The organism is Alcaligenes sp. WGS1538, from assembly GCF_043187505.1.
Lineage (GTDB): Bacteria > Pseudomonadota > Gammaproteobacteria > Burkholderiales > Burkholderiaceae_B > Alcaligenes.
In genome coordinates, this window is sequence record NZ_CP171109.1 from 3,386,414 (window position 1) to 3,413,098 (window position 26,685).

The following is a 26,685-nucleotide window of genomic DNA, read 5'->3' on the forward strand; positions in this document are numbered from 1 at the left end:
CGGATTCCGCTCTAACATGGTTGCATCCCCCAGCCCATCCACTCCAACCCGAGCCGACAATTCCGTCAAAGGCAGCCTGATCGCCCAGGGCCTGCGCAAGACCTATGGCAAGCGCACCGTGGTGCAGGACGTATCCCTGAACGTGGAAAGCGGCGAGGTCGTCGGCCTGCTCGGCCCCAACGGGGCCGGCAAGACCACCAGCTTCTACATGATCGTGGGCATCGTGCACGCCGACGCCGGCCGCATCGAGATCGACGGCACCCCCATCACCGGCATGCCCATGCACAAGCGCGCCCGCCTGGGCCTGTCCTACCTGCCCCAGGACGCCTCCGTGTTCCGCCGCCTGACGGTCGAGGAAAACATCCGCGCCGTGCTGGAGCTGCAGCAGGACGACAAGGGCCGTGCCATCAGTTCGCGCGAGATCGGCGAGCGCCTGGAGACCCTGATTTCCGAACTGCAGATCAGCCACATCCGCCGCAACACCGCCGTGTCATTGTCCGGCGGGGAGCGCCGGCGGGTGGAGATCGCCCGCGCCCTGGCCAGCAATCCGCGCTTCATCCTGCTGGACGAACCCTTCGCCGGCGTGGACCCGATCGCCGTCATCGAGATCCAGCGCATCGTGCAGTTCCTGAAGGGTCGCAACATCGGCGTGCTCATCACGGACCACAACGTGCGCGAGACCCTGGGCATCTGCGACCGCGCCTACATCATCAGCGAAGGCACGGTGCTGACCAGCGGGCACCCCTCCGAGATCATCGACAACGAGGCCGTGCGCAAAGTCTACCTGGGCTCGAATTTCCGCATGTAGTCCCCCCTGCCCCGGCCCCTGCGCCGGGGCTTTCGAAAGCGCGTCCACCCTAGGGTTTTCCTGACATTTTCCCTTGATCCAAGTCATGTAATCCCGCTGACATATAGGTATACTGGAATCTCCAACCTCGATAGTAAGGAGCCTTCAGAACGAACCCTCCCGCGTCTTGGACGCACCAGCATCACTACTACGGAGAGCCTATATGAGCCTTAACATCAGTGGCCGTAATCTCGACATCACCCCTGCTATCCGCGACTACGTCAAGAACAAGATCGGTCGGATCGACAAGCATTTCGACAATGTGGTCGACTCCCAGGTCATGCTTTCCATCGAACGTCTGAAGCACACTGCCGAAGTCACCGTCCGCGTGCCCGGCAAGGACATCCACTGCGCCGCTTCCGACGAAAACCTGTACGCCGCCATCGACCTGCTGGCCGACAAGATCGACCGCCAGGTGGTCAAATACAAGGAAAAGGCGAACAGCCACGCACATGAGCCCGCCAAGCGGCTCGAGGTCCCGGCCGCCTGATCGCGCAGGACTCTCATCAGCAGGCCCGACCTGCCGACAGACCCCGCACCATCCGGTTCGGGGTTTTGTGTTTTATGGCACACTGCCGCTCTGTTCCACGCTGTGCAAAAAGTGTTCAGCTAAAAAACATTCCCCCCTATAATGGCCGTCATGAATCTCTTGTCGCGCATTTTGCCTCTGTCCAATGTGGTTCTGGATCTTGCTGCCACCAGCAAGAAACGCGCTTTCGAACAAGCCGGACTGATCTTCGAGAACCATCACGGCATCGCCCGGACAGCCGTGTTCCACAGCCTGATCGCTCGCGAGCGGCTGGGCTCCACAGCGCTTGGCCACGGCGTGGCCGTGCCCCACGGTCGCATCAAAGACCTGAAGGAGCCCTGCGCCGTCTTCATGCGCCTGGCCGAACCCGTGCGCTTTGACGCCAGCGACGGACGCACCGCCAGCCTGCTGTTCTTCCTGCTGGTGCCCGAGACCGCCACCCAGACGCACCTGGACCTGCTGGCCGAGATCGCCCGTCTGATGGCCGATCCGGACGTGCGCCAGGCCCTGGCGCAGGAAACCGATCCGGCCCGGATCCACCACATCCTGACCCAGCCCGCAGCCCTTCAAGCGGAAGACCCCGATGCTGACAGTCCAAGAGCTGGTCAATGACAACAACGACAAGATCGCGGTCAGCTGGGCCGCCGGCAAGCACGCCGCCAGCCGGCCTATCCCCGATCTTGGCATGGCGGCCGCCGACCTGGTCGGCCACCTGAACCTGATCCATCCCTCCCGCATCCAGGTCTTCGGGCCGGAAGAGCTTTCCTATTACAACCGCTTCGACGTCAAGCGGCGCCAGCATCACCTGGAAGACCTGGTGCAGGGCGGCGTGCCGGCCATCTTCATCGCCAACAACGCCGCCGCGCCGGCCGACCTGCTGGAGTTCTGCGAAACCCAAGGGGTGCCGCTGCTCTACACGCCCATCGACGCCGCCCAGCTCATCGACCTGCTGCGCATCTACCTGGGCAAGCGCCTGGCCCCCAAGACCACCATGCACGGCGTATTCATGGACGTGCTGGGCCTGGGGGTGCTGATCACCGGCGAATCGGGCCTGGGCAAGAGCGAGCTGGCGCTGGAGCTGATCTCGCGCGGCCACGGCCTGGTCGCGGACGACGCGGTCGAACTGTCGCGCACCGCGCCCAACATCATCGACGGCCAATGCCCGCCGCTGCTGCAGAACCTGCTGGAAGTGCGCGGCCTGGGATTGCTGGACATACGCACCATTTTTGGCGAAACCTCGGTTCGTCGTAAAATGAAGCTCAAGCTGATCGTGCATCTCGTCCGCTCCAACCCCGACAACTTCGAGCGCCTGCCCACCCAGGACCAGGTCCAGGACGTGCTGGGCATCGGCATCAAGCGCGTCATGCTGCAGGTGGCCGCCGGCCGCAACCTGGCCGTGCTGGTGGAAGCGGCGGTTCGCAACACCATACTCGCCTTCCGCGGCATAGACACCATGGGCGACTTCATCGAGCGCCAGGCCCTGGCCATCATGAACAGCCGTGAAGACTAGGCAGCCTTTGCGGCTGCCCCGTTTCTGACGAATCGTCGGCCAGGCCAAGCCTGCCGGCGAACTGATTCGAATGCGAATCATCGCATCGTGTTAACAGGCCCTAACCACAATGCTGAAAGTTGTATTGATCACCGGCATATCCGGATCGGGAAAATCGGTTGCGCTGCGCCTGCTGGAAGATACCGGCTATACCTGCGTGGACAATCTGCCCGCCCGCTTCCTGGCCGAATTCGTCGAACGCTCGGCCCAGCAGGGGCTGGAGCGCCTGGCCGTGGCCATCGACGTGCGCGGCTCCGGCGATCTGGACACCTTGCCCGAGGTCATCCGCAAGCTGCGCGAAGATGGCTACGCATTGCGCGTCATCTTCCTGAACGCCAGCGACCATACCCTGCTGCAGCGCTACTCCGAATCGCGCCGCCGGCACCCGCTCACCGACCGCCTGCGCCAGGACGGCCGCTCGCCGTCGCTGGAGGAGTGCATCGCCGTGGAGCGCGAGCTGACCGCGCCGCTGCGCGAACTGGAGCATGTCATCGACACCAGCGACACCACGCCCGGCCAGCTGCGCGCCTGGGTGCGCGACCTGGTGCAGGCCGACCGCGCCAGCGTGGTGCTGACTTTCGAGTCCTTCGCCTACAAGCGCGGCGTGCCGGGCGATGCCGACCTGGTCTTTGACGTGCGCTGCCTGCCCAACCCCCACTACGATCCCGAGCTGCGCCCCATGACCGGACGCGACGAGCCCGTGGCCAGATGGCTGGCCCAGTTCGGCTCGGTGGAAAACATGGTCGACGACATCGCCAGCTTCGTGCGCCGCTGGCTGCCGCTGTACATGCAGGACACCCGCAACTATCTGACCGTGGCCATCGGCTGCACCGGCGGCCAGCATCGTTCCGTCTACGTCACCGAGCAGCTGGCGCTGCGCTTCGCCGACCACGCGCCCCTGCTGGTGCGCCACCGCAACCAGCCACCCATCAATCCAGTCCCATGAATACATCCTCCCTGCGCGCGCTGGGAGCCATGCTGGCGGCCCTGGCGCTGCTGGCGGGCTGCTCCTCCAGCCCCAAGCGCTCCAAGCCCAAGCCCGGCGCCACCGTCTCCGCCCCTCGCGGCGGAGGCTACTACAAAGATGACGGGCCCGACGCCCGCATCCCCGCCAATCTGCTCTCCACTCCCAACGCCACCCCCCGCCTCGAACCCATTGCCCGCAGCAATACCCGTCCCTACACGGTGCTCGGCAAGAGCTTCGTCCCCCACACCAGCCACAAGCCCTTCTCCCAGACCGGCACCGCGTCCTGGTACGGCCGCAAGTTCCACGGCAAGAAAACCGCCAACGGCGAAACCTACGATATGTACGCCATGACGGCAGCCCATCCCACGCTGCCGATTCCCAGTTATGCGCGCGTGACCCGGCCCAGCACCGGCAAATCCGTCATCGTGCGCATCAACGACCGGGGTCCATTTCATAGTTCTCGCATCATCGACCTGTCCTATGTGGCCGCCGCCAAGCTGGACCTGATCGCGCCCGGCAGCGGCACCGTACTGGTGGAGGCCATCACCGAGGATGAAATCCGCGCAGGCCGCTTCGACGACGACGAAACCCGGATCGCCCGGGCCGACACGCAGGCCGCGCCCGCTCCGGCTCCCAAGCCCAGCCTGGTGGTCAAGGAGGAGCAGCAGCCGACTCCGGACGCGCTGGAGGCGCTGGCGCAGGAAGAACTGGACCTGGAACTGGACGAATCGCCCAGCTGGAGCAGCGATGCAAGCGACCAGCAATTGATCGTCCAGTCCGCCGCGCCAGCCCAGCCGCGCCGCAACGCCGCATCCGGCGAGACTCGCGTCTACCTGCAGTTCGGCGCCTTCTCCGCACGCCAGAACGCTTCCGCCCTGGCGCAGCAACTGAACCGCCAGATCGCGCAGGTGGAGTACCGCAATGCCGAGGTCGAAGCGCACAACGAATTGTTCCGGGTGCAGATAGGCCCCTACCAGAGCCGCACGGAAGCCATCAATGCGGCCTTGCGCATCCGCCAGGAGACGGGCCTGAACCCCGCCGTGGCGGTGCGCTGACGAAACGGCGCAAGCGCCGGCTCAATCGCCGGACCGGTCCTCCCGGGCCTGGCGCGCCAGGCCCCAGGCGTACAGCACATCCCGCGGCACGCCGCTGGCCTGGCTGCCGATGCGCGCCGCATCGCGCAGCGACACCTGCTCCAGCAAGGCCGACATCCAGCGCTCCGTGGCCGCATCCAGCTCCGGCGCATCATGCTCCTGGCGCGGGGCCTCGTGCAGGATCAGCACGAACTCGCCCTGCTCCCGATGGCCGTCCTCGGCCAGCCATTGCTCGGCCTGCCCCAGGGGCACGGTATGGATCTGCTCGAAACGCTTGCTCAGCTCGCGCGCGAAGGTCAGGCGGCGCTGCGGCCCGCAGACCTGTTCCATGTCGCGCACGGCCGCCCGCAGGCGATGCGGCGACTCGAACATCAGCACCGGCATGTCCAGGCCTGCCCACTGCTGCAGCCACTTGCGGCGCGCCACTGCCTTGGACGGCATGAAGCCCGCAAAGGCAAAGGCCGGATTTTCGTCGCTGGTCGCTCCGCTGCCCATCAGCGCCGCGATCACAGCCGAGGCCCCCGGCAGCGGCACGACCCGGTAGCCGGCTTGCCGCACTTCGCGCACCACGCGCGCGCCCGGGTCGCTGACGGCGGGCGCGCCCGCATCCGAGACCAGCGCCACTCTCTGGCCCTGCGCCAGTCGCTCGATGATGGCCGAGGCCGCCTGGGCCTCGTTGTGCCGATGCGCAGCCATGAGCGGCGTCTGTATGCCCCAGGCCTGCAGGAAGGGGCGCGTTGCGCGCGTGTCCTCCGCCGCAATAATGTCGCACTGTTCCAGCGCCTGCCAGCCGCGCAGGGTAAGGTCTCCAAGATTGCCGATGGGCGTGGCCACCACATACAGGCAGGCCTCGGGCCAGACCTGGCCCCTGACCTTGTCCATCATGCCCTGCCAGGCCCCGGCCGACGGTATGCGGCCCTCTGTGTCGCTCATGCTAAATCCTGTCTAAACATCGTTGTCATTGAGTGCCCATGAATCCTTTCGAACAGGCCCGCCGGGCCCAGGAACGCGCGCTGCGCCGCCTGCGGCGCGCTCGCCCCGCTCCTGCAGCCCCTTCGGAGCGCCGTTCCCCCAGCCAGCAACGCGGCGACCGGGCGGAACAGCGCGCCGCCGACCACGTGCAGCGGCATGGCGCGCGCATCCTGGCGCGCCAGCTGCGCGCCCGCGGCGGCGAGATCGACCTGCTGCTGTGGCACGAAGAGCATCTGGTCTTCCTGGAAGTGCGCCAGCGCAATTCGCATCGTTTCGGCGGGGCGCTTGCCAGTGTAAACCGGGACAAGCAGCGCCGTCTGATCCTGGCCGCCCGCCAATGGCTGCCGGCCCTGGCCCGGCGCCATTTCCAGGGGCGGCTGCCGCCGTGCCGCTTCGATGTGATCGCCATCGAAGGCGAGTCGCTGCGCTGGATACGCAACGCCTTCGCCGACCAGTGAAAACGCTCTCGATCCCCTGCCCCGGGAACCTTCCGGAAACGGGCCTGTCATAGTCTTTTCAATACGGCTGCGTTTTTTTCAACATGACACGATCTGCCTGCCCCACGGCGAAATTCTCCATGCGATAATGCGCGCTATGGACCTTATCGCCTTAATGACATCGCATTTCGACGATTCCGTCGACACCCTCAAAGCCAGCACCCGCGAACTGGCCGAACCCCTGGCCGCGGCCGTGGAGCTGCTGTTCGCCACCCTGGCCAACGACGGCAAGATTCTGGCCTGCGGCAACGGCGGCTCGGCGGCGGACGCCCAGCACTTCATCGCCGAACTGGTCGGTCGCTTCGAACGCGACCGCCTGCCGCTGGCGGGCATCGCCCTCAACACCGACACCTCCATCATGACCGCCGTCGGCAACGACTACGGCTTTGACAGCGTGTTCGAACGCCAGGTCAGCGCCCTGGGCCAGACCGGCGACATCCTGGTGGCCATCTCCACCAGCGGCAACTCGCCCAACGTCATCCGCGCCATCGAAGCGGCGCGCGAGCGCGACATGGTCATCATCGCCCTGACCGGCAAGGGCGGCGGCAAGATCGCCGAATTGCTCTCCGACACCGACATCCACCTGTGCGTGCCCCACGATCGGACCATGCGCATCCAGGAAGTCCACATCGTCCTGCTGCACGCCATGTGCGACGGCATCGACGCCCTGCTGCTCGGAGACCCCCTATGAAGAACAACCGTCTGATCATCGCCGGCCTACTGGCCGGATCCCTGCTGTCCCTGTCGGGCTGCGGCCTGCTGGTCGTGGGCGGCGCCGCCGCCACCACCGCCGCGGTCGCCACGGACCGGCGCACCACCGGCGAACAGGTCGAGGACAGGGCCATCGTCATGAAGGCCGGCTCGGAAACGCGCCGCCTGCTGGAAAACAAGGAAGGCCGCATCAACACGTCTTCCTACGCAGGCGTGGCCCTGCTGACGGGCGACGTGCCCACCGAAGCCGACAAGGCCGAGGCCGGCCGCCTGGTATCGCAGGTCGAGAAAGTCACCCGCGTGGTCAACGAATTGCGCGTGGGCGAACCCACCCCGCTGAGCGTACGCTCCAACGACTCCTGGATTTCCACCCGGGTCAGCACCGCGCTCATCAACACCAAGGAAGTCCCCAGCCGCACCATCTCGGTCACCACCGAGCGCGGCGTGGTCTATCTCCAGGGACGCGTCACCCAGGACGAAGGCGAACGCGCCGCCATTGCGGCCGCAGGCGTGCCTGGCGTGAACAAGGTCGTCAAGCTGTTCGAATACGTCAGCGCCGAAAGCCTGGCGCAGCCGCTGTCCAGCAACACGCAAAAGACGACTCCGTCTCCGGCGCCGGCTGCTGAGCCAGCCCCCGCCGCCACCTCCGTCGAAGTCATGCCTGTGCAATGAAAAAAGTACTGATCATCGCCGTCGCCGTGGCGGCAGCCGTGGGCCTGGGAGTCTGGACCATGTCCGACTCCAAGCCCAGCGCTCCCAACGTGGCCTTCACCGACCTGAACGGCAAGACCTTCCACACCGAAGACCTGCGCGGCAAGGTGGTGCTGGTCAAGTTCTGGGCCACCGACTGCACCACCTGCGTGGCGCAGATGCCCGACAACATCGCCAATTTCAACGCCCTGTCCGGCAAGGGCTTCGACATCGTGGCCGTGGCCATGAAGCACGACCCCATCAACTACGTGCGCAACTTCACCCAGTCGCGCCAGTTGCCGTTCACGGTCGCCCACGACGACACGGGCGAGATCGCCAAGGCCTTCGGCGACGTGCGCCTGACCCCTACCGCCTTCCTGCTGGACAAGCAGGGCCACATCATCAAGCGATACCTGGGCAATTACGACAAGCAGGAATTCATCGCCACGGTCGAGAAAGCCCTGTCCAGCAGCTGATCTTTACTTTCGCCCCAGCCACATACAACCCCGGGTGCCAGCAGTGGACCCGGGTTTTCTTCAAGTGAGCGCGTCAATGAGCACCACAGATTCGCAGAATTACTCGTCCACCGTCAAAGCGGAGGTCCTGTCCGAGGCCCTGCCCTACATCCGCCGCTTCCACGGCAAGACGGTGGTCATCAAATACGGCGGCAACGCCATGACCGAAGAAGCCCTGCAGCGCAGCTTCGCCCATGACGTCGTGCTCCTGAAGCTGGTGGGCCTGAACCCCGTCGTGGTGCACGGCGGCGGCCCCCAGATCAACGACGCGCTCAAGCGCATCGGCAAGGAAGGCACCTTCATCCAGGGCATGCGCGTCACGGACGCGGAGACCATGGAAGTGGTCGAATGGGTGCTGGGCGGCCAGGTGCAGCAGGACATCGTCATGATGATCAACGAGGCCGGCGGCAAGGCCGTGGGCCTGACCGGCAAGGACGGCGGCATGATCCAGGTCACCAAGAAGATGCTGCCCGACGCCGAGCACCCCGGGGAGCTCCTGGACATCGGCTTCGTGGGCGACATCCAGCGCATTCAGCCCGAGGTGGTCAAGGCGCTGCAGGACGACCAGTTCATCCCCGTGATTTCCTCCATCGGCTACGGCGAGGACGGACAGGCTTACAACATCAACGCCGACGTGGTCGCCGGCAAGATGGCTGAAGTACTGGGCGCTGAAAAACTGGTCATGCTGACCAACACGCCCGGCGTGCTCGACAAGAGCGGTCAGTTGCTGCGCCGCCTGTCGGCCCAGACCATCGACGAACTGTTCGCCGACGGCACGATCTCCGGCGGCATGCTGCCCAAGATATCCTCGGCCCTGGACGCTGCGCGCAACGGGGTCAATTCCGTGCACGTCATCGACGGCCGCGTGCCGCACTGCCTGCTGCTGGAGATCCTGACCGATCGCGGCGTGGGCACCATGATCAGCTCGCACTAAAGCCTGCCGACACCGATATGCGCGACCCAATCCGCGCCCATCCCTGGGCGCGGCCCCTCACGGCCTGCCGCCAGGGCGGCCCCATCTGGCTGTTCGACCTGGACAACACCCTGCACAATGCCTCCGGCGGCATCTTCCAGGCCATAGACCAGCGCATGCGCATCGGCGTGGCCCAGACCCTGGGTGTGGACATGGACACGGCGGACCGGCTGCGCATGGAATACTGGCAGCGCTACGGCGCCACCATGATAGGCCTGCACCGCCATCACGGCGCCGATCCGGCGGCCTTCCTGAAGCACGCCCACGATTTCGACGTGCCGGCCCTGCTCAGTGCGGAGAAAGGCCTGCCGGCGCAAGTGCGTCGCCTGCCGGGCTACAAGCTGCTGCTGACCAACGCACCGCTGGAATATGCCCGCCGGGTGCTCAAGGCCTTGAACCTGCTGCCCGTCTTCGACGGCATCTGGGCCATCGAGCACATGCAATTGCAGGGCCGCTACCGGCCCAAGCCCTCGCGCGCGCTCATGCGCCAGACTCTGGCCGTGCTGCAGGCCCAGGCGCGCGACATCATCCTGGTCGAAGACACCTTGCGCAACCTGAAAAGCGCCCGTCAGCTGGGCATGCGCACCATACACATCTACAACGCGGGCACGCCCTTCAGCGCCCTGCATCGAGGGCGCAACCAGTACGTGGACAGCCGCATCAGCCGGATCGCCCAGCTGGGCAATCACCGGCACGGCGGCTCTGCTCCCGAAAATAGGGGGATGTCTTAAAGCGACTCGGCCGCGCTGCAGACCGGGCAGCCCGGATCCTTGCGAAAGCGCACGGTGTGCCAGTTCATGTTGAAGGCGTCCACGCTGAGCAGGCGGCCCACCAGGGGCTCGCCAAAGCCGCCCAGCACCTTCAGGGCCTCGGCGGCCTGCACGCTGCCCACCATGCCCAGCAAGGGCGAGAGCACGCCCGTCGTGGCGCAGCGCAGCTCTTCCACATCGTCGGCTTCAGGAAACAGGCAGTGGTAGCACGGAGCCTGCGGCTGACGCAGGTCATAGGTGCTGACCTGCCCGGAAAAGCGGATGGCGGCGCCCGAGACCAGCGGCTTGTGATGGGCCACGCAGGCCCGATTGATGGCATGGCGCGTGGCGAAGTTGTCGCAGCAGTCCAGCACCAGGTCCACCTGCCCGACCCAGTGCATCAAGGCCGCATCGTCCAGACGCTGCACCACCGGCTGCACCTGGACTTCCGGATTGAGCTGATGGATGTGGACCCTGGCGGACTCCACCTTGTCCCATCCCAGCCTGTCGGTGGTATGGGCGATCTGGCGCTGCAGGTTGCTCAGTTCCACCTGGTCGTCGTCGACCAGGGTCATCCTGCCCACCCCCGAGGCCGCCAGGTAGGCCACCACCGGCGAGCCCAGGCCGCCGGCGCCTACGACCAGGATGTGGGAAGCCAGGATGCGTTCCTGGGCTTCCACGCCGAACTCGTCGAGCAGGATATGCCGCGCATAGCGCAGTAGTTGCTGATCTTCCACGTCTGCACGCTCGCGATCAGGGCGTCACCGGCTCCACGCCCTTGGGCGTGATGCGGAAGCGCTCGATGCGCGGTTGATCATTCAGCGGACTTTTTTTTTCAGCGGCGGCCTCTTCCCCGGCCTTGGCGTCCTGGGCCGCCTGCTTGGCGGCCGCCACCTTGGCGGGGTCGTTCTTCTTGACGGGGCGGCCCGCCAGCTGATTGAGCGCCTGCTGCAGCTGGAAGTCGTCGTCCCCGCCGAACTCGAACATCTTGAGGTCGGGATTCAAGCCTTCTTCGGCCTTGGCGCCGTCGGCCTCCTCGTCCACCTTGCTGTTGAGCAGGTGGCGCTTCAGGTCCACTTCACGCGGCAGGCGGAACAGGTTGCCCTGGGCGGTGTCGTCCACCACCACGTCCGGTTCCACCCCGGTCACCTGGATGGAGCGGCCGCTGGGCGTGTAGTACAGGGCGGTGGTCAGCTTCAGGCCGGCGTCGTCGGACAGCGGCACCACGCTCTGCACGGAGCCCTTGCCGAAAGTGCGATTGCCGATGATGGTGGCGCGCTTGTGGTCCTGCAGGGCGCCGGCCACGATCTCGGACGCCGAAGCCGAACCCACGTTCACCAGCACCACCACGGGCACCTTCTTGAGCCAGTCGACCTGCTTGAGGATGTCGGCGTCGGCATCCAGCTCGCCCAGAACGGACTGCATGGGCTTGACGTAGTACTCGCGGTTGGACGAGGGGATGCGGCCCTTGGTGGACACCACCAGGGCGCCGGGCTCCAGGAAGGCCGAAGACACGCCGATGGCGCTCTCGAGCAGGCCGCCCGGGTCGTTGCGCAGGTCGATGACCAGCCCCTTGGGCGCGCCGGCGCCCTTGTTGACGGTGGCCAGCTGCTTGATCAGGTCGGCCGCGGTGCGTTCCTGGAACTGGGCGATGCGTACGTAGGCCACATCGCCGGGCAGCATCTTGGAGCGCACGCTGCGCACCTTGATCAGGTCGCGCACGAGCTGGAATTCAATGGGTTTTTCGCGTCCGGCACGGCGGATGGTCAGCTTGATGGACGTCTTGGGTTCGCCGCGCATCTGCTTGATGGCGTCGTTCAGCGTCATGTCCTTGGTGGGCTTGCCATTGATGTGCGTGATGATGTCGCCCGCCAGGATGCCGGCGCGCGCGGCCGGAGTGTCCTCGATGGGGGAGATCACCTTGGGCATGCCGTCCTCGCTGCCGATTTCGATGCCCAGGCCGCCGAAGCCGCCCTGGGTCATGGCTTCCATTTCCTTGAAGGCGTCGGCGTCCAGGTAGGCCGAGTGCGGATCCAGATCGTTGAACATGCCCTTGATCGCATTGTTGATCAGGGCCTGGTCGGACAGGGGCTCCACGTATGTATTCTTGATGGCGGCAAACACATTGGCGAACTGCTGCAGTTCGCGCAACGGCAAGGGCTCGCCACGCTGGGCGGCTGCGGTAATGCCCAGGCTGATCAAAATGCCGCCCACGGCGCCTGCTGCCACCAGACCGATGCTGCCAAACCTTCGAGTGCCCATGCACATTCCCATTAATTCAGATTCAAGACTGGGCCGGGATGTTCCTGTCGGCCCGCCCAAGCATTATAGAGTAGCCCAAAAAGCCATACTAGCAGCCTGTCCGTTGATAACCAATGCAAATTTACCGATACGCAGACGGGTGCGCGGCGCTTGGAAGCTGTTTACGATCTTACTGGCCGAGCCAGACTTGCGGATTGATGGGCTTGCCCTGGTGGCGCAATTCGAAATACAGGCCGGGCTCCACCTGCCCGCCGGTCGCGCCCACGCGGGCCACCGCCTCGCCGCGCCCCACGATGTCGCCCACCTGCTTGAGCGTGCTCTGGTTGTAGGCGTAGACGCTCAGGTAGTCGCGGCCATGGTCGATGATGAGCAGGTTGCCGAAGCCCGACATCCAGTTGGCGAACACCACCCGGCCGGGAGCCACGGCGCGCACCGTCGTGCCGGCGTTGGCGCGCAGCACGATGCCGCGCCAGATGCCGCCGTCGGGACGCGCGGCGCCGAACTTGCCCTGCACCTGGCCGCGCACCGGATACGGCAGGCCCCGGGCCAGCCCCCGGAACCCGCCTTCGGGCTCCACGGCGGGCCGGGCCTGCGCCGGCTCCTCCTGCACGGCTTCCACTTCGCGCACCGCCGGCCGCTCCGGCCTGCTGATGGCCGGACTGGGCTCGGACGGCGCATCCAGGCTGTCGGACAGCAAGCGCTCGTGCTCGGCGGGCGGCCGATAAGTGGATGGCGGAGGTGCCGCTGGCGGAGGTGCCGCTGGCGGCGCTTCCGGCTCCGGCGCCGCGGATGGACTGCGCGGCGGCGCGGGAGGCGGCGCGGGCTGGGTGGCGCGGGCGCGCTCCAGCAATTCGCGTTCCCGTTCCAGACGCGCCTGTTCGCGGGCGGCCTGCTCCTCGCGCGCCTTGCGCCGCAGCGCCTCCTGGCGCGCCAGCTCGGCGCGGCGGGCCTCCTCGGCGCGCCGGGCGGCTTCACGCCGGCGCTGTTCCTCGGCCTTGCGCGCCAGTTCCGCCTGGCGGGCGATCTCCACCTCCAGGCCGGAAATCAGCTCGCCCAGGCGTCTGTCGTTCTGCTGCAAGCGCGAAGCCTCGCCGCGCTGGCGATCCAGCTCGGCGCTGATGTCCGCCAGCACCTTGGCGCGCTTGTCCTTCTGTTCTTCCAGGGCCGCCCTCTGCTCCACGGCTTCGGCGGCCAGTTGCTGCTGTTCTTTCTCGCGCGCCGCAACCTGCTGCTGGAGGCGGTCCAGCCGTTCGACGGTGCGCCGCACCTTGTGGACCTGTTCGGTCTGCTGGCGCGACACATAGCCCAGGTAATACAGCTCGCGATTGATGGCGTTGGGGTCGTCGCCCGACAACAGGGCGGCCCAGGGCGAGACGCCGTTCGCATATTGCGTGCGCAGCTGCTCGGCCAGCTCCTGCTGGCGCCGGGCCTTGAGGGCCTGCTGCTCGGCGATCTGCCGGCCCAGGACCTGGAGCTGCCCGTGCAGTTCCTCCTGGCGCCGCTCCAGCTGCGCCAGGCGGCGGTCTATGTCGGAGATGGCCTGTTCGGATTCGCGCAGGGCGCCTGCGGCGTCCCGGCGCGACCCCTCGCTGCTGTCGATGGACTTGCGCAGCGCGTCGATCTTCTGGCGCAGCTCCGCCTGCTGCTTCTGTGCCTGGGCCTGGCGCGCGGTCAGGTCAGGGTCGGCGGCCAGGGCCGGCAGGGCCCAGGCAGCCAGCAGCAGGCAGAAGCCGGCGCGCCGCATTACTGATGGGCCTTGCCCTGGTTGGCCACGGCCTGCATCTGGGCCTGGATGGCTTCCTGGTCGCCCAGGTAGTAATGACGGATGGGACGCAGGTTCTCGTCCAGTTCATAAACCAGCGGCTGACCGGTGGGGATGTTCAGGTGGACGATGTCCTCGTCCGAGATGCCGTCCAGGTGCTTGATCAGGGCGCGCAGGCTGTTGCCATGAGCCGTGACCAGCACGCGGCGGCCCGAGCGGATGGCTGGCGCGATGGACTCCTCCCAGAACGGCACCACGCGGGCGACCGTGTCCTTCAGGCATTCTGTGCGCGGCAGCTGTTCGGCCGGCACGCGCGCGTAGCGGCGGTCGAACCGCGGATTGCGCGGATCGTCCTCGCCCACCGGATCGGGAGCGATGGCGTAGGCGCGGCGCCAGACCAGCACCTGGTCCTCGCCGTATTTTTGTGCGGTTTCGGCTTTATTTAAGCCCTGCAAAGCACCATAATGGCGTTCGTTCAGGCGCCAGCTCAGTCCTACGGGCGTGTGCATGGCGTCCATGGAATCCAGGGCGATCCACAGCGTACGGATGGCGCGCTTGAGTACCGACGCGAAAGCCAGGTCGAACTCATAGCCGTTTTCCTTGAGCAGCTCACCTGCCTGCTTTGCCTGTTGGCGCCCGGTTTCGGTAAGATCGACGTCGGTCCAGCCGGTGAACCGGTTTTCCCGGTTCCATTGGCTTTCGCCGTGTCGCATCAGTACAAGTTTATACATGGTAAAAACAGCCTCGAGGTTGAAAAATCGGCGCCACTCTATAATCGTGTGATCCCGCCCTTTTTCTTGTTTTTCTTGGCACTCAACAGGATTTAACGTGGACTTCATATTAAGTCAGAATAATCTTCTAATTTTAGCAATTGCGCTGGTTGCCGGCATTATGCTGTTAATGCCCAGCTTTTTCAAAGGCCGTGCCGGACGGGCTGTTTCAACCGCCGAAGCGGTACAAATGGTAAACCAGAAAGAGGCCGTGCTGATCGACCTGCGCGGCGCCGACCAGTTCAAGGCCGCCTCCATTGCGCAGTCCCGCAACATCCCCGCCGCCGACCTGGACGCCAAGGCCGCCAGCCTGCCCAAGGACAAGCCCGTCATCCTGGTGTGCGACACCGGCCGCAGCGCGCCGCGCAGCGTGGCCGTGCTGCGCAAGCACGGCCTGCAGGAAGTCTACACGCTGGAAGGCGGCATCCAGGCCTGGATGCAGGCCAGCCTGCCCGTCAAAAAATCGTAAGCCAACGCTCCACGAGGTACTCATGGCAAAAGTAACGATGTACTCCACGATGGTGTGCCCATACTGCGTGCGCGCCGAAATGCTGCTCAAGCAGCGCGGCGTGACCGAGATCGACAAGATCCTGATCGACCGCGAGCCCGAGCAGCGCGCCATCATGATGGAACGCACCGGCCGACGCACCGTACCCCAGATCTATATCGGCGACACTCACGTCGGCGGTTACGACGACCTGGCCGCCCTGGACCGCGAAGGCGGCCTGCTGCCGCTGCTTTCCGCCTGATTCTTTTACTTACCACTCTCTCACCCCATAGGACCCACCATGGCCGACCAGAACACCCAGACCGCCGCCGACCAGGAAGCGCAACCCAGCTTCAGCCTGCAGCGCACCTACATCAAGGACATGTCCATCGAAATGCCCAATGCTCCCCAGATCTTCCTGGAGCAGGAGGCCCCCACCGTTGAAGTGTCCATCAATGTCGGCGGCCAGCGCCTGGCCGACACCGTCTACGAAAGCACGGTGACCGCCACCGTGACCACCCGTATCGGCGACAAGGTCATGTACCTGGTGGAGACCACCCAGGCCGGCATCTTCGAAGCCGCCAACATCCCCGCCGAACAGCTCGACCCGCTGCTGGGCATCGTGTGCCCGACCATGCTCTACCCTTACCTGCGCGCCGCCGTGGCCGATGCCATCAACCGCACGTCCCTGCCCCCGCTGCATCTGACGGAAGTGAACTTCCAGTCCCTGTACGAGCAGCGTCTGGCGCAAGGCGCTGAACAGTCCGGCAACCAGCCCCTGCAGGCCTGATCGTGCCGCAAGCGCGCACCACCCCTCGCGTCGCCGTCCTGGGCGCGGGCAGTTGGGGAACGGCGCTGGCCGCCCTGGCCTGCGCCCAGGCCCCCACCCTGGTGTGGGCGCGCAACCCTGCCACGGCGCAGGAGATCAACACCCGGCACCGCAACGAACACTATCTGCCCGGGCTCGCCCTGCCACAAAACCTGCAGGCCGCCGACCAGCTTTCGCAGGCCATGGCCTTCGCGCTGGGCGACGATTCCGCGCCTGCGCTGATCATCCTGGGCGTACCGGTGCGCGGCCTGGCCCAGACCTGCCTGGACCTGGCGCGCCACCTGCCCGCCGGACGCCGCCAGCCCGTGCTGGTGGTCTGGACCTGCAAGGGCTTCCAGCATGAAAGCGGGCTGCTGCCGCACCAGATCGCGCAGCAGAACCTGCCGGATCATGCCTGGCTGGGGCGCGCCGTGCTCTCGGGTCCCTCGTTCGCACTGGAAGTGGCCAAGGGACTGCCCGTGGCCCTGACGCTGGCCAGCGAGCCCGCCGCCATGGCCCATGTGGCCCTGGACGCGCTGCACGGCACCCAGGCGCGGCTCTACACCAGCAGCGACATCATAGGCGTGGAAGTGGGCGGCGCCCTGAAGAACATCATGGCCATCGCCTGCGGCATCGCCGATGCGCTGGGCCTGGGACACAATGCCCGCGCGGCCCTGATCACGCGCGGCCTGGCCGAGATGCAACGTCTGGGCGTGGCCCTGGGCGGCCAGGCCGAAACCTTCTTCGGCCTGGCCGGCCTGGGCGACCTGGTCCTGACCGCCACCGGCGAGCTGTCGCGCAACCGCCAGGTCGGACTGGCGCTGGGCGCCGGCCAAAGCCTGGACAGCATCCTGGCCACCGGCATCACCGCCGAAGGCGTGCGCTGCGCCAGCGCGGCGCTGGCCATGGGCCGCGCCCATCACGTCGACCTGCCCATCACCGAAGCAGTTTGCCAGATCCTCTTTCACCAACTCTCGCCCCGCCAGGCAGTCAGCGAACTGCTGGCGCGCGGGGCCAAGCAGGAAAGCAGTTGAACACCCGTCGGGGCGCCGCCCGTCCAAGGCTGCGCCGACACGGACGCGAGCCCATCCCTTGCGCCCAAGAGCGAATTCGTACTTATTTTTGAAGACCGAACCATGTCATTGCTAGCAAGCTTTCGCCGCTTGATATCCCAATCACTGCTGGGCCTGGCCTGCGCCGGCCTGACGGCCGCCTCGGCATCGGCCCAGTCCAGCTGGCCCGAGCGCCCCATCCAGATGATCGTGCCCTTCCCGGCCGGCTCCTCTCCGGATGCGCTGGCGCGCGCCATCTCCGAGCCTCTGGCCCAGGCTCTGGGCCAGCCCGTCATCGTGGACAACCGCCCCGGCGCGGGCGGCAACATCGGCACCCGTTTCGTGGCGCACGCCAAGCCGGACGGCTACACGATGCTGCTGACCATCAACGGCCCCATGGTGACCGCCCCCACGCTGTACAAGACCACGCTGGGCTACGATCCGCTCAAGGACCTGCAAGCCATCTCCATGATAGGCACCAGCCCGAACGTGCTGGTGGTTCCGGCCGACTCGCCGGCCAACAGCGTCCAGGAATTCATCGAACTGGCCAAGTCCCGCCCCGGCGCGCTCAACTACGGCACGGTAGGGCCTGGCAGCTCCGCCCACCTGGCCATGGCCATGCTCGAGCACGCCGCCGGCATCAAGCTGGAGCAGATCCCCTACTCGGGATTTCCGCAGATCCTGACCGCCATCATCGCCGGCGACATCGACGCCGCCTTCATGGTGCCGGGCATCGCCATGCCGCAGGTGCAGGCCGGCAAGGTCAAGGCTCTGGCCATCACCTCGCTGCAGCCCAGCGAACTGCTGCCCGGCCTGGAAACCATGGTCGAGGCCGGACTGGACAATTTCGAGGCCATCTCCTGGGACGCCTTCTTCGTGCCCAGCAATACGCCCGACGACGTGGTGGCCCGCCTGAACAAGGAAGTCACCGCCATCCTGCAGCGCGAGGACATCAAGGCCAAGCTCAACGCCTTCTATTTTTCGTCCGAACCGTCCACGCCCCAGGAAATGACCGACAAGATCATCGCCGACAAGGCCCGCTGGGACGCCGTGATCGAGCGCCTGAAACTGTCGCTGGAATAATCGCCGGTCCCTCAGAAGAAAAAGCCGCTTCCCGGGAAGCGGCTTTTTTCATGGACGCCGGTCAGGATCGCCGTTCATACGCCTCCGTCATAGCCGGCCTGGCGCCAGGCTTCGAAGACGCAGACCGCCACGGCATTGGACAGGTTCAGGCTGCGCTGGCCGGCCCTCATGGGCAGGCGGATGCGCTGCTCCGGCGCGAACAGGTCCAGTTGCTCGGCGGACAGTCCCGCGGTTTCGCGGCCGAACACGAAGGCGTCGCCGGGCCGGAAAGATGAGCCGCCGATCAGGCGGCTGCCCCGCGTGGTCAGGGCGAAACAGCGGCCCGGCGCCGCGCCCGTGGCCTGCAGGGCTTCTTGCAGGTCATCGTGCACGCGCACCTGCGCCCATTCATGGTAGTCCAGGCCGGCGCGCCGCAGCTTGCTGTCCTCCAGCTCGAAACCCAGGGGCCGCACCAGATGCAGCGCGCTGCCGGTATTGGCGGCCAGGCGGATGACATTGCCCGTATTGGGCGGGATTTCGGGTGAGACCAGCACGATATGAAACATGAAGCATCCAGAAAAAACGCCGCCAAAGCGGCCAGGCATGATTTAAGGTACAGCCACGGTCCAGGGAGCGCGGGCCGCCACCAGGGCGTGGACCGACCGCGCTCCCGCAGTCCGGCAGGCCCGGGCCAATGCATCGAGCGTAGCGCCCGTGGTAAGGACATCGTCCACCAGCAGCAGCTCCCGGCCCCGCAGCCCGTCTGCGGCCACGAAAGCGGCGCGCATGGCGGCGCGGCGCGCCTGCCTGCCCAGCCGCTTCTGAACGAGGTCCCGGGCTCCCGCCCAGCGCACGACGCCGGGCCGCATCCGCAGGCCCAGCAGGCGAGCAACCCGCCGCGCCAGCACGGCGCTGGGGCTGAAGCCGCGGCGGCGCAAGGCCTGCGGCCTGGGCGGAACGGGGATCACCCAGGCATCGGGGCCCAGGCCGGGGCCGCAGCGCCGCCACTGATCGACCATCAGTTCGGCCAAGGCCGGTGCGACCTCCAGCTGATGCGAAATTTTAAGCCCATGGATAAGCATGTCGCCAGGATGTTCGTAATCGAAAGCCGCCACCGTGGAGCACAGCGATACCTGCCCGGCGCCGCAATCAGGACAGGCCAGCAGCGCCAGGGGCGGCAGGGCCAGCGCGCAGCGCGGGCACCGCACGCAGCCCGGACGAGGTCCCAGCGCCTGCCGGCACAGCCCGCACAAGGCGCCTGACGTCGAGCGCAAGCCGCACAACAGGCAGGGCCTGGCCGGAAAATGACGCCACAAGGCCAGGGGTTGCAGGTCGCGCGGCGGCGGGGGATGCGCCATAATAACTTGTTGTCCTTACGGAAATACGCTGGCCTGATCACACCACGAGACCGGGATCCGCGCCAGCGCCACTTGCGCAAACATGTCCCAGTTACCCTCGCTGCCCATCAATCCCGTCCACGTCGAACAGCAGTTCGACCGTCGCGCGCCCCTGGACCAGGCCCAGTTCCTGTACGGGGAAGTCGCCCAGCGCATGCTCTCCCGGCTGGCCCTGATACGCCTGCAGCCGGCCCACATCCTGGATGCCGGCTGCGGCGCCAGCCACGCGCTCGAGCCGCTGCGCTCCCGCTATCCAGACATGAACTACGTCGGATTGGACCGCAGCGCCAGATTGCTGGAGACCGCACGCGAACGCTACCAATCCAAGCCCAGTCTGTGGCAACGCTTGCGCAACCAGCCCACGCCGGCCGCCAGCTGGGTGCAGGCGGATCTGGCCCAGAGCGGCCTGCCCGCCGAAAGCCAGGAGCTGATCTGGTCCAACATGGCTTTGCACTGGCATCCCGAGCCGCATCGAGTGCTGGCCGAATGGCGGCGCCTGCTCAAGCCCGAGACCCTGGTCATGTTCTCGTGCCTGGGCCCCGGCTCTCTGGCCGAGCTGCGCAGCGCCATGACCCAGGCCGACCTGGGGACGCACAGCATGGAATTCGTGGACATGCACGACTTCGGCGACCTGCTGCTGGAAAACGGCTTCGCCGATCCCGTGATGGACCAGGAGATCATCACCCTTACCTATCGCACTGCGGAAAAGCTGCTGGACGACCTGCGCATCCTGGGCGGCAACCCGCACATCGGCCGCAGGCCAGGCCTGAGCAGCCTGCAGTGGCGTCAGCGCCTGCTGCAGGCGCTGGAAAAACAGCGCCACATGGACGGCACGCTGCACCTCACCCTGGAAGTGGCCTATGGCCACGCCTGGCGCGCCCGCAGCCAGCGCGGCATGCAGGGCGAAGTCAGCGTGCCCATCTCCACCATAGGCCGCCGTCCCAAGCCCTGAGGCGCCGCGCCAGGCCCTCTCTGACAAACCATCTGTTTAGAGGTAAACTTGTTCGGCCGGCCCCATGGCCGGCTGCGTTCTCAGGGCGGGGTGCAAGTCCCCACCGGCGGTAATGGCCCTGGAACCTGTTCATGGCAAATGCATGAACAGGTTCCTGACCTAGCCCGCGAGCGCCTGGCCCATGGCCAGGGACAGCAGATCCGGTGCGATTCCGGAGCCGACGGTAACAGTCCGGATGAAGAGAGAACGGGATACAGATCTCTCCACCACGCCGGGCCTGCGTCCGACGTCGGCCGATTGCCTATCCTGCTTCCTGCAAGCCCTGTTTGCTGTCTTGAAACAGGAAATCACCATGAACAGCTTCACCCCCGCCAGCCAGCTGGCTCCCCGTATCGCTTTCATCCAGGCATGCTGGCACAAGGACATCGTGGACCAGGCCCGCCAGGGCTTCGTCGACGAAGTGCGCGCGCTGGGCCAGGATCCCGCGCAGATCGACTTCTTCGAGGTCGGCGGCGCGTTTGAAATCCCCCTGCATGCCAAGCGTCTGGCGCAATCGGGCCAATACGCCGCCGTGGTGGCGGCCGGCCTGGTCGTCGATGGCGGCATCTACCGCCACGACTTCGTGGCCACGGCCGTCATCCAGGGCCTGATGCAGGTGCAACTGGAAACCGGCGTGCCCGTGTTCTCGGTGGTGCTGACGCCGCACCACTTCCATGATGGCCGTGAGCACCACGACTATTTCCATCGCCACTTCGTGATCAAGGGCCAGGAAGCCGCCCGCACCTGCCTGGACACCGTGGCCAAGCTGCAGGCCCTGCCCATGCCGCTGGCCGCGCCCGCTCTCTGAGACAGCGCTACTGAACAAAAAAGGAACCGCCCTGCTCCAGGGGGTTCCTTTTTTCTGGATCCGCAAGATGCGGGCTCAGGGCTGGACGGTCGGCACGCCGGCCTGGAATTGGCGCGGCTTGTGAGCGATGACAGGCAGGCTGCGTCCCTTGATCAGGACGTTCCAATAAAACCAGGGCAGGAAGGAGCGCTTCAGGCCCCAATACAGGCGCCGGGGCACACGCGGATCCAGGGGCAGGCTCGGGGCGACCGTGCCGCCATAGGTGAACTCCGCCAGCAGCACCTTGCCTCTGGACGTGGTCAGGGGACAGGCGGCGTAGCCGTCGTAGGAATGCACCTGCCCGCCGCCGCGCAGGGCGCTCAACAGATTGCCGACCAGCACCGGGGCCTGGCTCTTGATGGCGGCAGCCGTCTTGCTGTTCGGCGTGGATGTGCAGTCTCCCAGGCCGAACACGTTCGGGTAGCGCGGATGGCGCAGCGTATTCTTGTCGACCTCCAGCCAGCCGTTGGCGTCGGCCAGCGCGCTCTGGCGGATGAAGTCCGGCGCGCACTGCGGCGGCACCACGTGCAGGAGGTCATAGGCAACTTCTTCCCGTACGGGCTGTCCGTCCACCACGGACTCGAACACGGCTATCTTGTCCTGGCCGCGCACCTGCACCAGGTTCTGCCCGAACCGGGTGTCGGCGTCATACGCCGCCATGACCTTTTCCAGGGCCTGCGCATAGAACGGCACCCCGAACACCGTGGGACCGGCGCTGCGGAACTGCAGACTGTGCGGCCGTACGCCCTGGCTCCGAAAATGATCGGCAGCCAGATACAGGGCTTTTTGCGGCGCCCCCGGGCATTTCACCGCGCCGGCCGGCTGCGTGAAGATCGCCGTGCCGCCCGTGAACTGCCGGACCAGCTCCCAGGTGTAGGGAGCCAGGTCATATCGGTAATTGCTGGTGACGCCGTTCTTGCCCAGCGATTCGGCCAGGCCTTCGATGGCATCCCAGTTGATCTGGATGCCGGCCGCCACGACCAGATAGTCGTAGGCGACGCTCGTACCGTCATCGAGCTCGACCCGGTTTTCCTCGGGCAGCAGCCGGACCACGCGCCGGGCAATGTGGCTCACCGTGGCGGGCAGGCAGTCGCGCAGAGTCCGGCGCGTGTCCTGGGCGCGGCAGGCGCCGCCGCCGACCAGCGTCCAGGCAGGCTGATAATCGTGATGCTCGGACGGATCGATCACGGCGATGTCCAGGTCGGCCTGCTGGCGCCGCAGGCGGGCCGCCACGGCCGCGCCGCCGGCGCCGGCGCCGATGACTGCTACGGTATGTTTGCGGATGGTTGTCGATGTATTGCTCATGGATCCTCGGGAAAAGCGCAGGCGATGGGGCGCCGGCTCGGGGCGCCGGACCATTCTAAGCACCCGCTATCAAGGGGAAAACGAAGCAGAGGTTATGTCTTTATGCCCACGGCCTCTAAGCGCGCCGGCGCCGCTGCCGCCAAAGAAGAAAAGCCCGCGAAGCGCGGGCTTTTCTTCGTGTTGCCACTGGATCAGGACTGATTGCGTTTGCGGGACGAGTCGATGCCCAGCTGCTTGAGCTTGCGGTACAGGTGAGTGCGCTCCAGGCCGGTGCGCTCGGACACCCGGGTCATGCTGTGATTCTCGCGGCGCAGATGGTATTCGAAGTAGATGCGCTCGAATTCATCGCGCGCTTCGCGCAGGGGCAGGTCCAGGGAAATGCTGCCCAGCTGGGATTCGTCCACTTCAGGCTCGGGCGCGGCCACCGCCGGCGGCTGGCCGGGAGCGGCAGGCGCGGCCGGGGCGTCGGGCCGGCGCTCGTTGCCGTTGGCGGCCGGACGGGCGGCGGCCAGGGCCTTGGGCGCGACGGTGCGTTCCAGGCCGGCGGACACGGTCTTGAGCAGGCGCTGCATGGTGATGGGTTTTTCCAGGAAATCCACGGCGCCGATGCGCGTGGCTTCCACAGCCGTGTCCACGGTGGCGTGACCGCTCATCATGACGACCGGCATGTCCAGCAGCCCCTGGGAAGCCCATTCCTTGAGCAGGCTGACGCCATCGGTATCGGGCATCCAGATGTCCAGCAGGACCAGATCGGGACGGCCGCGCAGGCGGGCCTCGCGAGCCTGGGCGGCATTTTCCGCCAGCTGAACGGTGTGCCCCTCGTCGTAGAGAATTTCCGACAAGAGTTCGCGAATGCCGATTTCGTCATCAACTACCAGAATTCTGGCCATATAGCGTCACCTACGTACTTTTTACGCATTATCGTTTGCTTGCCGCCCAGAGTCCAGACGAATATGCTGGCCGGCAAGCCGGGTTAAGAGGATGGAAATGCGTGCGCCCCCCTCACGGCGGTTGGAGACATCGATCCTGCCGCCGTGCTCCTCGATGATTTTCTTAACTATAGCAAGTCCCAGTCCGGTGCCGGTGGGCTTGGTGGTTACATAGGGTTCAAAAACCCGCGCCAGCATCTGGGGATCGAAGCCCGGTCCGTTGTCCGAGACCACGAAGCGCACCGCGGCCGGTGAATCCGACCCTTCCACGCCCGCCATCATGGTTTTAACAAATACCCGCGCCTGGTCAAGCGACTGATCATGGGCGGCGGCCTCGCGGGCGTTGGCCAGCAGGTTGTGGATGACCTGGCGCAACTGCGTGGGATCGCCCTGTATCGGAGGCAGATCCGGATCCAGTTCCACATCGATGGCCACGCTGTAGCCGTCGTCGCGCACCATCCCATCCACCGGATCCCAGCCGTACAGCGTCAGGACTTCCGTGATGAGCGAATTGATGTTGATGTCCTGCATCTGGGTGGCGGGTTTGCGCGCGTACTCGCGGAAATCTTCCACCATCTTCTTGAGCGAACCCACCTGGTTCACGATGGTATTGGTGTAGCGCAGCAGCATGGCCGCGTGCGTCTCGTCCAGCTGCGACTCCAGCTTCATGGCCAGGCGCTCGGCCGAGAGCTGGATGGGCGTGAGCGGGTTCTTGATCTCGTGCGCCAGCCGGCGCGCCACCTCGCTCCAGGCCACCAGGCGGCTGGCCGAGATCACGTCGGTGATGTCGTCGAAGACCACCAGGTAGCCCGTGGCCTGCCCGTCCACGCGCAGCAGTGTGCCGCGCGCCAGCACGGTGACGATGGTGTCGCGCGCCTCGTTGGCCTCGCCCATCTCCAGTTCGAACTGCTGCTGCCAGTAGGGATGCTCGGATCCCATGGCCTGATGCGCGGCGAAGGCCTCGCGGATCACGGTGGCGAACTTCAGGGCGCCGTCCAGCGTCTCCAGCGGCCGACCCTTGATGGCCCGCAGGTCCACGTGCAGGATGCGTTGCGCGCCCTGGTTGAACATGGTGACGCGGAACATCTCGTCAAAGGCCAGCACCCCGCTGGACAGATTGCTCAGCACCGATTCCAGATAGACGTTGGAACGTTCCAGCTGCAGCCGGTTCTTCTCCACCATGCGGCGCGCTTCGTCCAGTTGCCGGGTCATGGCGTTGAAGGAGCGGGTCAACTGGCCCACTTCGTCCTTGGCGGGGGGTTCTGGCAGGGGCCGGTAGTCCCCCACGCCCACGGCCTGGGTGCCCGCCGCCAGCGTCAGCAAGGGACGAGTCAGGCGACGCGACAGGGCCAGGGCGGCGGCCACGGCCGTGAACACGGCCAGGATCAGCGCCAGGGTCAGAGTGATGCCGTACAGCTTGCGCAGGCCCTGGCGCGACAAGGCCAGCTCCTGGTAGTCGCGAAAGCCCTGCTGCACCTGATTGGCATTGCGAGCGATCTTGTCCGGCACCGGCTGGATCACCTGCAGCCAGCGGGCGTCGGCGTTGCCGCCCAGCGAAGCGGTGAACCGGTTGGCCTCGCCCAGCGGCAGCACCGTACGCAGGCGCAGGCCGGTGGATTCCACCGGCGTTCCGCTTTCGTCGACGGCTCCGTCGGACACGGGCTGGTCGTCGTCCACCTCGGCCGCCGAATACTGGCGGGAGATGCGCAACTGGTTCATGACGCTGGAAGGCGGCATGTCCGGCAGCAAGGTATCGTATCGGGAAGAGGAGAACGCCAGCAGACGACCGTTGCTGGAAAAAATCATGGCCTCGGACACGCCGTTGTTCTCGCGCAGGGTGGTCAGCAGGTTGCTGTACTGCGCGCCATCGGACTTGTTCAGCGCGGCCACCATCTCGTACGCCCTGCCCTCCAGCTCGTTCAGTTGGGAGTCGAGCGCGGCGCGCCCCAGACTCAAGCCCGACTCGAGCGCCGTGTCCACGCGCACGTTGAACCAGGATTCGATCGAGCGCGACATGAACTGCACCGACAGGATGTAGATGAGCACGCCGGGGATGATGCCGATCAGGGTGAAATAGAATGCGAAGCGCGCCGTCATGCGCGCGCCGAACTGGCGTCGGCGTATCTGCCGCACCAGGCGGGCGGTCAGCAGCAGCACCCAGGAGATCAGGGTGGCGGCCAGCACGCCGTTGAGCACCAGCAGCAGGTCGTACTGCTGCGCGTAGCGCGAAGCGTTGCCCGTGGACCAGACCAGCAGGGAGAACAGCGCCAGGGCGCTGACCGCCGCCCCGGCCAGGGCGGTGCGCAGAACCCAGCGGATCAAGGCCGGGGCTCGGCGACGGAGACGGAAAAAGAAAAGGTTTTCCATGGAGTAGCAAGCGACCATGCAGAACTGTTGATGGCATCCACCTGGAAAGGACGGGCCAGCAGGGAGGTATCCAGCCGCAGGCGCAGGCGGCCGTGATATTCCAGGTCATGGTCCAGGTCGGCCACGTAGGCCACGGCCCAGCCGCGGATGTGGCGCAGCATGTCCAGCGCGTCGTTCATGGTTGATTCCGGCAGGGACAGGTCCCCGGTGCCCACGCGCCATTGCCGGGTCAGGGCGTTGTACACGACCCGCCAGGTCTGTTGCTCCTTGACAACGTTCTTGTCGAACCACCACCAGCGCGGTCGGGCCACTTCGACTTCAGCCGTGAAATACAGCGGCACGCCTTTCTCGGCGGCGTTGCGCAATTCGTCGCTGAGCTCGAATTCGATGTCGGCGTCGATGTAGAGCTTCTCGTCCCGGATGTGGGGTTCCACTTTGACCACCCGCTCTCCCGATGCCGCGACCGGCACGATGTCTTCGGCAGACGTCAGCGCGCAGTGGAAAAGCAGCAGGAAGGACAGAAGAACGCGCCACATCGGGATCAACCGCAAGA

General features: G+C 66.0%; 30 protein-coding genes and 1 riboswitch. Of the genes, 19 read left to right on the forward strand and 11 right to left on the reverse strand.

All coding sequences use genetic code 11. The features are described from left to right. The first annotated feature begins 16 nt into the window (after positions 1-16). The 6 genes from lptB to ACF3ND_RS15750 all read left to right on the forward strand — a co-directional run bounded on the left by lptB (position 17) and on the right by ACF3ND_RS15750 (position 4,947). Positions 17-808, forward strand: coding sequence for an LPS export ABC transporter ATP-binding protein (lptB, locus tag ACF3ND_RS15725; protein ID WP_394062096.1), 792 nt, complete (start codon positions 17-19; stop codon positions 806-808). 202 nt (positions 809-1,010) lie between these two features. Beyond that, positions 1,011-1,337 (forward strand): ribosome hibernation-promoting factor, HPF/YfiA family, encoded by a 327-nt coding sequence (hpf, locus tag ACF3ND_RS15730; RefSeq protein ID WP_394062098.1) that lies wholly within the window; start codon positions 1,011-1,013, stop codon positions 1,335-1,337. A 150-nt stretch (positions 1,338-1,487) separates the two neighbouring features. Next, positions 1,488-1,988 (forward strand): PTS sugar transporter subunit IIA, encoded by a 501-nt coding sequence (locus ACF3ND_RS15735; RefSeq protein ID WP_394062100.1) that lies wholly within the window; start codon positions 1,488-1,490, stop codon positions 1,986-1,988. Further along, positions 1,960-2,886: an HPr(Ser) kinase/phosphatase gene (gene hprK / locus ACF3ND_RS15740; RefSeq protein ID WP_394062102.1), complete on the forward strand. Its 927-nt coding sequence runs from the start codon at positions 1,960-1,962 to the stop codon at positions 2,884-2,886. Before ACF3ND_RS15735 ends, hprK begins: the two co-directional genes overlap by 29 nt. 109 nt (positions 2,887-2,995) lie before the next feature. After that, the gene (gene rapZ, locus ACF3ND_RS15745) at positions 2,996-3,871 is read left to right on the forward strand and encodes an RNase adapter RapZ (RefSeq protein WP_394062104.1); all 876 of its coding nucleotides are present in this window, start codon (positions 2,996-2,998) and stop codon (positions 3,869-3,871) included. Beyond that, positions 3,868-4,947, forward strand: coding sequence for a septal ring lytic transglycosylase RlpA family protein (locus tag ACF3ND_RS15750; protein ID WP_394062106.1), 1,080 nt, complete (start codon positions 3,868-3,870; stop codon positions 4,945-4,947). Before rapZ ends, ACF3ND_RS15750 begins: the two co-directional genes overlap by 4 nt. 21 nt (positions 4,948-4,968) lie before the next feature. Here ACF3ND_RS15750 and rsmI read toward each other — a convergent pair whose 3' ends face one another. Beyond that, positions 4,969-5,919 carry a 16S rRNA (cytidine(1402)-2'-O)-methyltransferase gene (gene rsmI, locus ACF3ND_RS15755; protein ID WP_394062108.1) on the reverse strand — a complete coding sequence of 317 codons (951 nt, stop codon included), beginning with the start codon at positions 5,917-5,919 and terminating at the stop codon, positions 4,969-4,971. A gap of 38 nt (positions 5,920-5,957) precedes the next feature. On the opposite strand from rsmI, the gene ACF3ND_RS15760 reads away from it, so the two are divergent. The 6 genes from ACF3ND_RS15760 (at position 5,958) to ACF3ND_RS15785 (ending at position 10,075) form a co-directional block, all read left to right on the forward strand. After that, a complete protein-coding gene (locus ACF3ND_RS15760) occupies positions 5,958-6,416 on the forward strand; it encodes a YraN family protein (protein WP_394062110.1) in 459 nt (152 codons plus the stop codon). 136 nt (positions 6,417-6,552) lie between these two features. Continuing rightward, complete coding sequence (locus ACF3ND_RS15765) at positions 6,553-7,146, forward strand: phosphoheptose isomerase (RefSeq protein WP_394062112.1); 594 nt, start codon at positions 6,553-6,555, stop codon at positions 7,144-7,146. Continuing rightward, positions 7,143-7,838: a BON domain-containing protein gene (locus ACF3ND_RS15770; RefSeq protein WP_394062114.1), complete on the forward strand. Its 696-nt coding sequence runs from the start codon at positions 7,143-7,145 to the stop codon at positions 7,836-7,838. Before ACF3ND_RS15765 ends, ACF3ND_RS15770 begins: the two co-directional genes overlap by 4 nt. Next, on the forward strand, positions 7,835-8,332 hold the full coding sequence (locus ACF3ND_RS15775; RefSeq protein ID WP_394062116.1) for a TlpA family protein disulfide reductase: 498 nt from the start codon (positions 7,835-7,837) through the stop codon (positions 8,330-8,332). Before ACF3ND_RS15770 ends, ACF3ND_RS15775 begins: the two co-directional genes overlap by 4 nt. A 76-nt stretch (positions 8,333-8,408) precedes the next feature. After that, positions 8,409-9,305: an acetylglutamate kinase gene (gene argB / locus ACF3ND_RS15780; RefSeq protein ID WP_394062118.1), complete on the forward strand. Its 897-nt coding sequence runs from the start codon at positions 8,409-8,411 to the stop codon at positions 9,303-9,305. A 17-nt stretch (positions 9,306-9,322) separates the two neighbouring features. Beyond that, positions 9,323-10,075: a pyrimidine 5'-nucleotidase gene (locus ACF3ND_RS15785; protein WP_394062120.1), complete on the forward strand. Its 753-nt coding sequence runs from the start codon at positions 9,323-9,325 to the stop codon at positions 10,073-10,075. Here ACF3ND_RS15785 and ACF3ND_RS15790 read toward each other — a convergent pair. The 4 genes from ACF3ND_RS15790 to gpmA form a co-directional block, all read right to left on the reverse strand. Next, positions 10,072-10,830 (reverse strand): HesA/MoeB/ThiF family protein, encoded by a 759-nt coding sequence (locus ACF3ND_RS15790; protein ID WP_394062122.1) that lies wholly within the window; start codon positions 10,828-10,830, stop codon positions 10,072-10,074. The two genes, ACF3ND_RS15785 and ACF3ND_RS15790, sit on opposite strands and share 4 nt — an antisense overlap. A 16-nt stretch (positions 10,831-10,846) precedes the next feature. After that, on the reverse strand, positions 10,847-12,355 hold the full coding sequence (locus tag ACF3ND_RS15795) for a S41 family peptidase (protein ID WP_394062124.1): 1,509 nt from the start codon (positions 12,353-12,355) through the stop codon (positions 10,847-10,849). Between the two features lie 169 nt (positions 12,356-12,524). Continuing rightward, entirely contained in the window at positions 12,525-14,099 is a 1,575-nt protein-coding gene (locus ACF3ND_RS15800; RefSeq protein ID WP_394062126.1) for a murein hydrolase activator EnvC family protein, read from the reverse strand. After that, positions 14,099-14,848 carry a 2,3-diphosphoglycerate-dependent phosphoglycerate mutase gene (gpmA, locus tag ACF3ND_RS15805; RefSeq protein WP_394062127.1) on the reverse strand — a complete coding sequence of 250 codons (750 nt, stop codon included), beginning with the start codon at positions 14,846-14,848 and terminating at the stop codon, positions 14,099-14,101. Before gpmA ends, ACF3ND_RS15800 begins: the two co-directional genes overlap by 1 nt. A gap of 97 nt (positions 14,849-14,945) precedes the next feature. Here gpmA and ACF3ND_RS15810 point away from each other — a divergent pair, with 97 nt between their 5' ends. The 5 genes from ACF3ND_RS15810 (at position 14,946) to ACF3ND_RS15830 (ending at position 18,317) form a co-directional block, all read left to right on the forward strand. Continuing rightward, entirely contained in the window at positions 14,946-15,356 is a 411-nt protein-coding gene (locus ACF3ND_RS15810) for a rhodanese-like domain-containing protein (RefSeq protein ID WP_394062129.1), read from the forward strand. Positions 15,357-15,378: 22 nt separating this feature from the next. After that, entirely contained in the window at positions 15,379-15,636 is a 258-nt protein-coding gene (grxC, locus tag ACF3ND_RS15815) for a glutaredoxin 3 (protein ID WP_394062131.1), read from the forward strand. 39 nt (positions 15,637-15,675) lie between these two features. Continuing rightward, the gene (gene secB / locus ACF3ND_RS15820) at positions 15,676-16,164 is read left to right on the forward strand and encodes a protein-export chaperone SecB (protein ID WP_394062133.1); all 489 of its coding nucleotides are present in this window, start codon (positions 15,676-15,678) and stop codon (positions 16,162-16,164) included. A gap of 2 nt (positions 16,165-16,166) precedes the next feature. Continuing rightward, a complete protein-coding gene (locus tag ACF3ND_RS15825; protein ID WP_394062135.1) occupies positions 16,167-17,216 on the forward strand; it encodes an NAD(P)H-dependent glycerol-3-phosphate dehydrogenase in 1,050 nt (349 codons plus the stop codon). A gap of 102 nt (positions 17,217-17,318) precedes the next feature. Beyond that, positions 17,319-18,317: a Bug family tripartite tricarboxylate transporter substrate binding protein gene (locus tag ACF3ND_RS15830; protein WP_394062137.1), complete on the forward strand. Its 999-nt coding sequence runs from the start codon at positions 17,319-17,321 to the stop codon at positions 18,315-18,317. Between the two features lie 74 nt (positions 18,318-18,391). Here the strand turns inward: ACF3ND_RS15830 and ACF3ND_RS15835 are convergent, their stop codons facing one another. Together ACF3ND_RS15835 and ACF3ND_RS15840 are read right to left on the reverse strand one after the other, a co-directional pair. Next, a complete protein-coding gene (locus ACF3ND_RS15835; protein WP_394062139.1) occupies positions 18,392-18,862 on the reverse strand; it encodes a tRNA (cytidine(34)-2'-O)-methyltransferase in 471 nt (156 codons plus the stop codon). 42 nt (positions 18,863-18,904) lie between these two features. After that, complete coding sequence (locus ACF3ND_RS15840; RefSeq protein ID WP_394062141.1) at positions 18,905-19,654, reverse strand: ComF family protein; 750 nt, start codon at positions 19,652-19,654, stop codon at positions 18,905-18,907. An 82-nt stretch (positions 19,655-19,736) separates the two neighbouring features. Here ACF3ND_RS15840 and ACF3ND_RS15845 point away from each other — a divergent pair, with 82 nt between their 5' ends. Next, on the forward strand, positions 19,737-20,645 hold the full coding sequence (locus ACF3ND_RS15845; protein WP_394062143.1) for a methyltransferase domain-containing protein: 909 nt from the start codon (positions 19,737-19,739) through the stop codon (positions 20,643-20,645). 72 nt (positions 20,646-20,717) lie between these two features. Beyond that, a riboswitch (FMN riboswitch) is annotated at positions 20,718-20,897 on the forward strand. A gap of 100 nt (positions 20,898-20,997) precedes the next feature. Continuing rightward, positions 20,998-21,492: a 6,7-dimethyl-8-ribityllumazine synthase gene (locus tag ACF3ND_RS15850; RefSeq protein ID WP_394062145.1), complete on the forward strand. Its 495-nt coding sequence runs from the start codon at positions 20,998-21,000 to the stop codon at positions 21,490-21,492. Positions 21,493-21,567: 75 nt separating this feature from the next. On the opposite strand, the gene ACF3ND_RS15855 is transcribed toward ACF3ND_RS15850, so the two are convergent. The 4 genes from ACF3ND_RS15855 to ACF3ND_RS15870 form a co-directional block, all read right to left on the reverse strand. Then, positions 21,568-22,836 (reverse strand): FAD/NAD(P)-binding oxidoreductase, encoded by a 1,269-nt coding sequence (locus ACF3ND_RS15855; protein WP_394062147.1) that lies wholly within the window; start codon positions 22,834-22,836, stop codon positions 21,568-21,570. Between the two features lie 191 nt (positions 22,837-23,027). After that, complete coding sequence (locus ACF3ND_RS15860) at positions 23,028-23,726, reverse strand: response regulator (RefSeq protein ID WP_394062149.1); 699 nt, start codon at positions 23,724-23,726, stop codon at positions 23,028-23,030. Positions 23,727-23,747: 21 nt separating this feature from the next. Further along, positions 23,748-26,084 carry an ATP-binding protein gene (locus ACF3ND_RS15865; RefSeq protein ID WP_394065853.1) on the reverse strand — a complete coding sequence of 779 codons (2,337 nt, stop codon included), beginning with the start codon at positions 26,082-26,084 and terminating at the stop codon, positions 23,748-23,750. Next, positions 26,084-26,668, reverse strand: coding sequence for a DUF4390 domain-containing protein (locus ACF3ND_RS15870; RefSeq protein ID WP_394062151.1), 585 nt, complete (start codon positions 26,666-26,668; stop codon positions 26,084-26,086). Before ACF3ND_RS15870 ends, ACF3ND_RS15865 begins: the two co-directional genes overlap by 1 nt. Positions 26,669-26,685 lie beyond the last annotated feature (17 nt).

Excerpts from the sequence above, each read along its gene's own strand:
- lptB (WP_394062096.1), top strand. The coding sequence starts at position 17 with ATGGTTGCATCCCCCAGCCCATCCACTCCAACCCGAGCCGACAATTCC.
- hpf (WP_394062098.1), top strand. The coding sequence starts at position 1,011 with ATGAGCCTTAACATCAGTGGCCGTAATCTCGACATCACCCCTGCTATC.
- ACF3ND_RS15735 (WP_394062100.1), top strand. The coding sequence starts at position 1,488 with ATGAATCTCTTGTCGCGCATTTTGCCTCTGTCCAATGTGGTTCTGGAT.
- hprK (WP_394062102.1), top strand. The coding sequence starts at position 1,960 with ATGCTGACAGTCCAAGAGCTGGTCAATGACAACAACGACAAGATCGCG.
- rapZ (WP_394062104.1), top strand. The coding sequence starts at position 2,996 with ATGCTGAAAGTTGTATTGATCACCGGCATATCCGGATCGGGAAAATCG.
- ACF3ND_RS15750 (WP_394062106.1), top strand. The coding sequence starts at position 3,868 with ATGAATACATCCTCCCTGCGCGCGCTGGGAGCCATGCTGGCGGCCCTG.
- rsmI (WP_394062108.1), bottom strand. The coding sequence starts at position 5,919 with ATGAGCGACACAGAGGGCCGCATACCGTCGGCCGGGGCCTGGCAGGGC.
- ACF3ND_RS15760 (WP_394062110.1), top strand. The coding sequence starts at position 5,958 with ATGAATCCTTTCGAACAGGCCCGCCGGGCCCAGGAACGCGCGCTGCGC.
- ACF3ND_RS15765 (WP_394062112.1), top strand. The coding sequence starts at position 6,553 with ATGGACCTTATCGCCTTAATGACATCGCATTTCGACGATTCCGTCGAC.
- ACF3ND_RS15770 (WP_394062114.1), top strand. The coding sequence starts at position 7,143 with ATGAAGAACAACCGTCTGATCATCGCCGGCCTACTGGCCGGATCCCTG.
- ACF3ND_RS15775 (WP_394062116.1), top strand. The coding sequence starts at position 7,835 with ATGAAAAAAGTACTGATCATCGCCGTCGCCGTGGCGGCAGCCGTGGGC.
- argB (WP_394062118.1), top strand. The coding sequence starts at position 8,409 with ATGAGCACCACAGATTCGCAGAATTACTCGTCCACCGTCAAAGCGGAG.
- ACF3ND_RS15785 (WP_394062120.1), top strand. The coding sequence starts at position 9,323 with ATGCGCGACCCAATCCGCGCCCATCCCTGGGCGCGGCCCCTCACGGCC.
- ACF3ND_RS15795 (WP_394062124.1), bottom strand. The coding sequence starts at position 12,355 with ATGGGCACTCGAAGGTTTGGCAGCATCGGTCTGGTGGCAGCAGGCGCC.
- ACF3ND_RS15800 (WP_394062126.1), bottom strand. The coding sequence starts at position 14,099 with ATGCGGCGCGCCGGCTTCTGCCTGCTGCTGGCTGCCTGGGCCCTGCCG.
- gpmA (WP_394062127.1), bottom strand. The coding sequence starts at position 14,848 with ATGTATAAACTTGTACTGATGCGACACGGCGAAAGCCAATGGAACCGG.
- grxC (WP_394062131.1), top strand. The coding sequence starts at position 15,379 with ATGGCAAAAGTAACGATGTACTCCACGATGGTGTGCCCATACTGCGTG.
- secB (WP_394062133.1), top strand. The coding sequence starts at position 15,676 with ATGGCCGACCAGAACACCCAGACCGCCGCCGACCAGGAAGCGCAACCC.
- ACF3ND_RS15830 (WP_394062137.1), top strand. The coding sequence starts at position 17,319 with ATGTCATTGCTAGCAAGCTTTCGCCGCTTGATATCCCAATCACTGCTG.
- ACF3ND_RS15835 (WP_394062139.1), bottom strand. The coding sequence starts at position 18,862 with ATGTTTCATATCGTGCTGGTCTCACCCGAAATCCCGCCCAATACGGGC.
- ACF3ND_RS15840 (WP_394062141.1), bottom strand. The coding sequence starts at position 19,654 with ATGGCGCATCCCCCGCCGCCGCGCGACCTGCAACCCCTGGCCTTGTGG.
- ACF3ND_RS15845 (WP_394062143.1), top strand. The coding sequence starts at position 19,737 with ATGTCCCAGTTACCCTCGCTGCCCATCAATCCCGTCCACGTCGAACAG.
- ACF3ND_RS15850 (WP_394062145.1), top strand. The coding sequence starts at position 20,998 with ATGAACAGCTTCACCCCCGCCAGCCAGCTGGCTCCCCGTATCGCTTTC.
- ACF3ND_RS15855 (WP_394062147.1), bottom strand. The coding sequence starts at position 22,836 with ATGAGCAATACATCGACAACCATCCGCAAACATACCGTAGCAGTCATC.
- ACF3ND_RS15860 (WP_394062149.1), bottom strand. The coding sequence starts at position 23,726 with ATGGCCAGAATTCTGGTAGTTGATGACGAAATCGGCATTCGCGAACTC.
- ACF3ND_RS15870 (WP_394062151.1), bottom strand. The coding sequence starts at position 26,668 with ATGTGGCGCGTTCTTCTGTCCTTCCTGCTGCTTTTCCACTGCGCGCTG.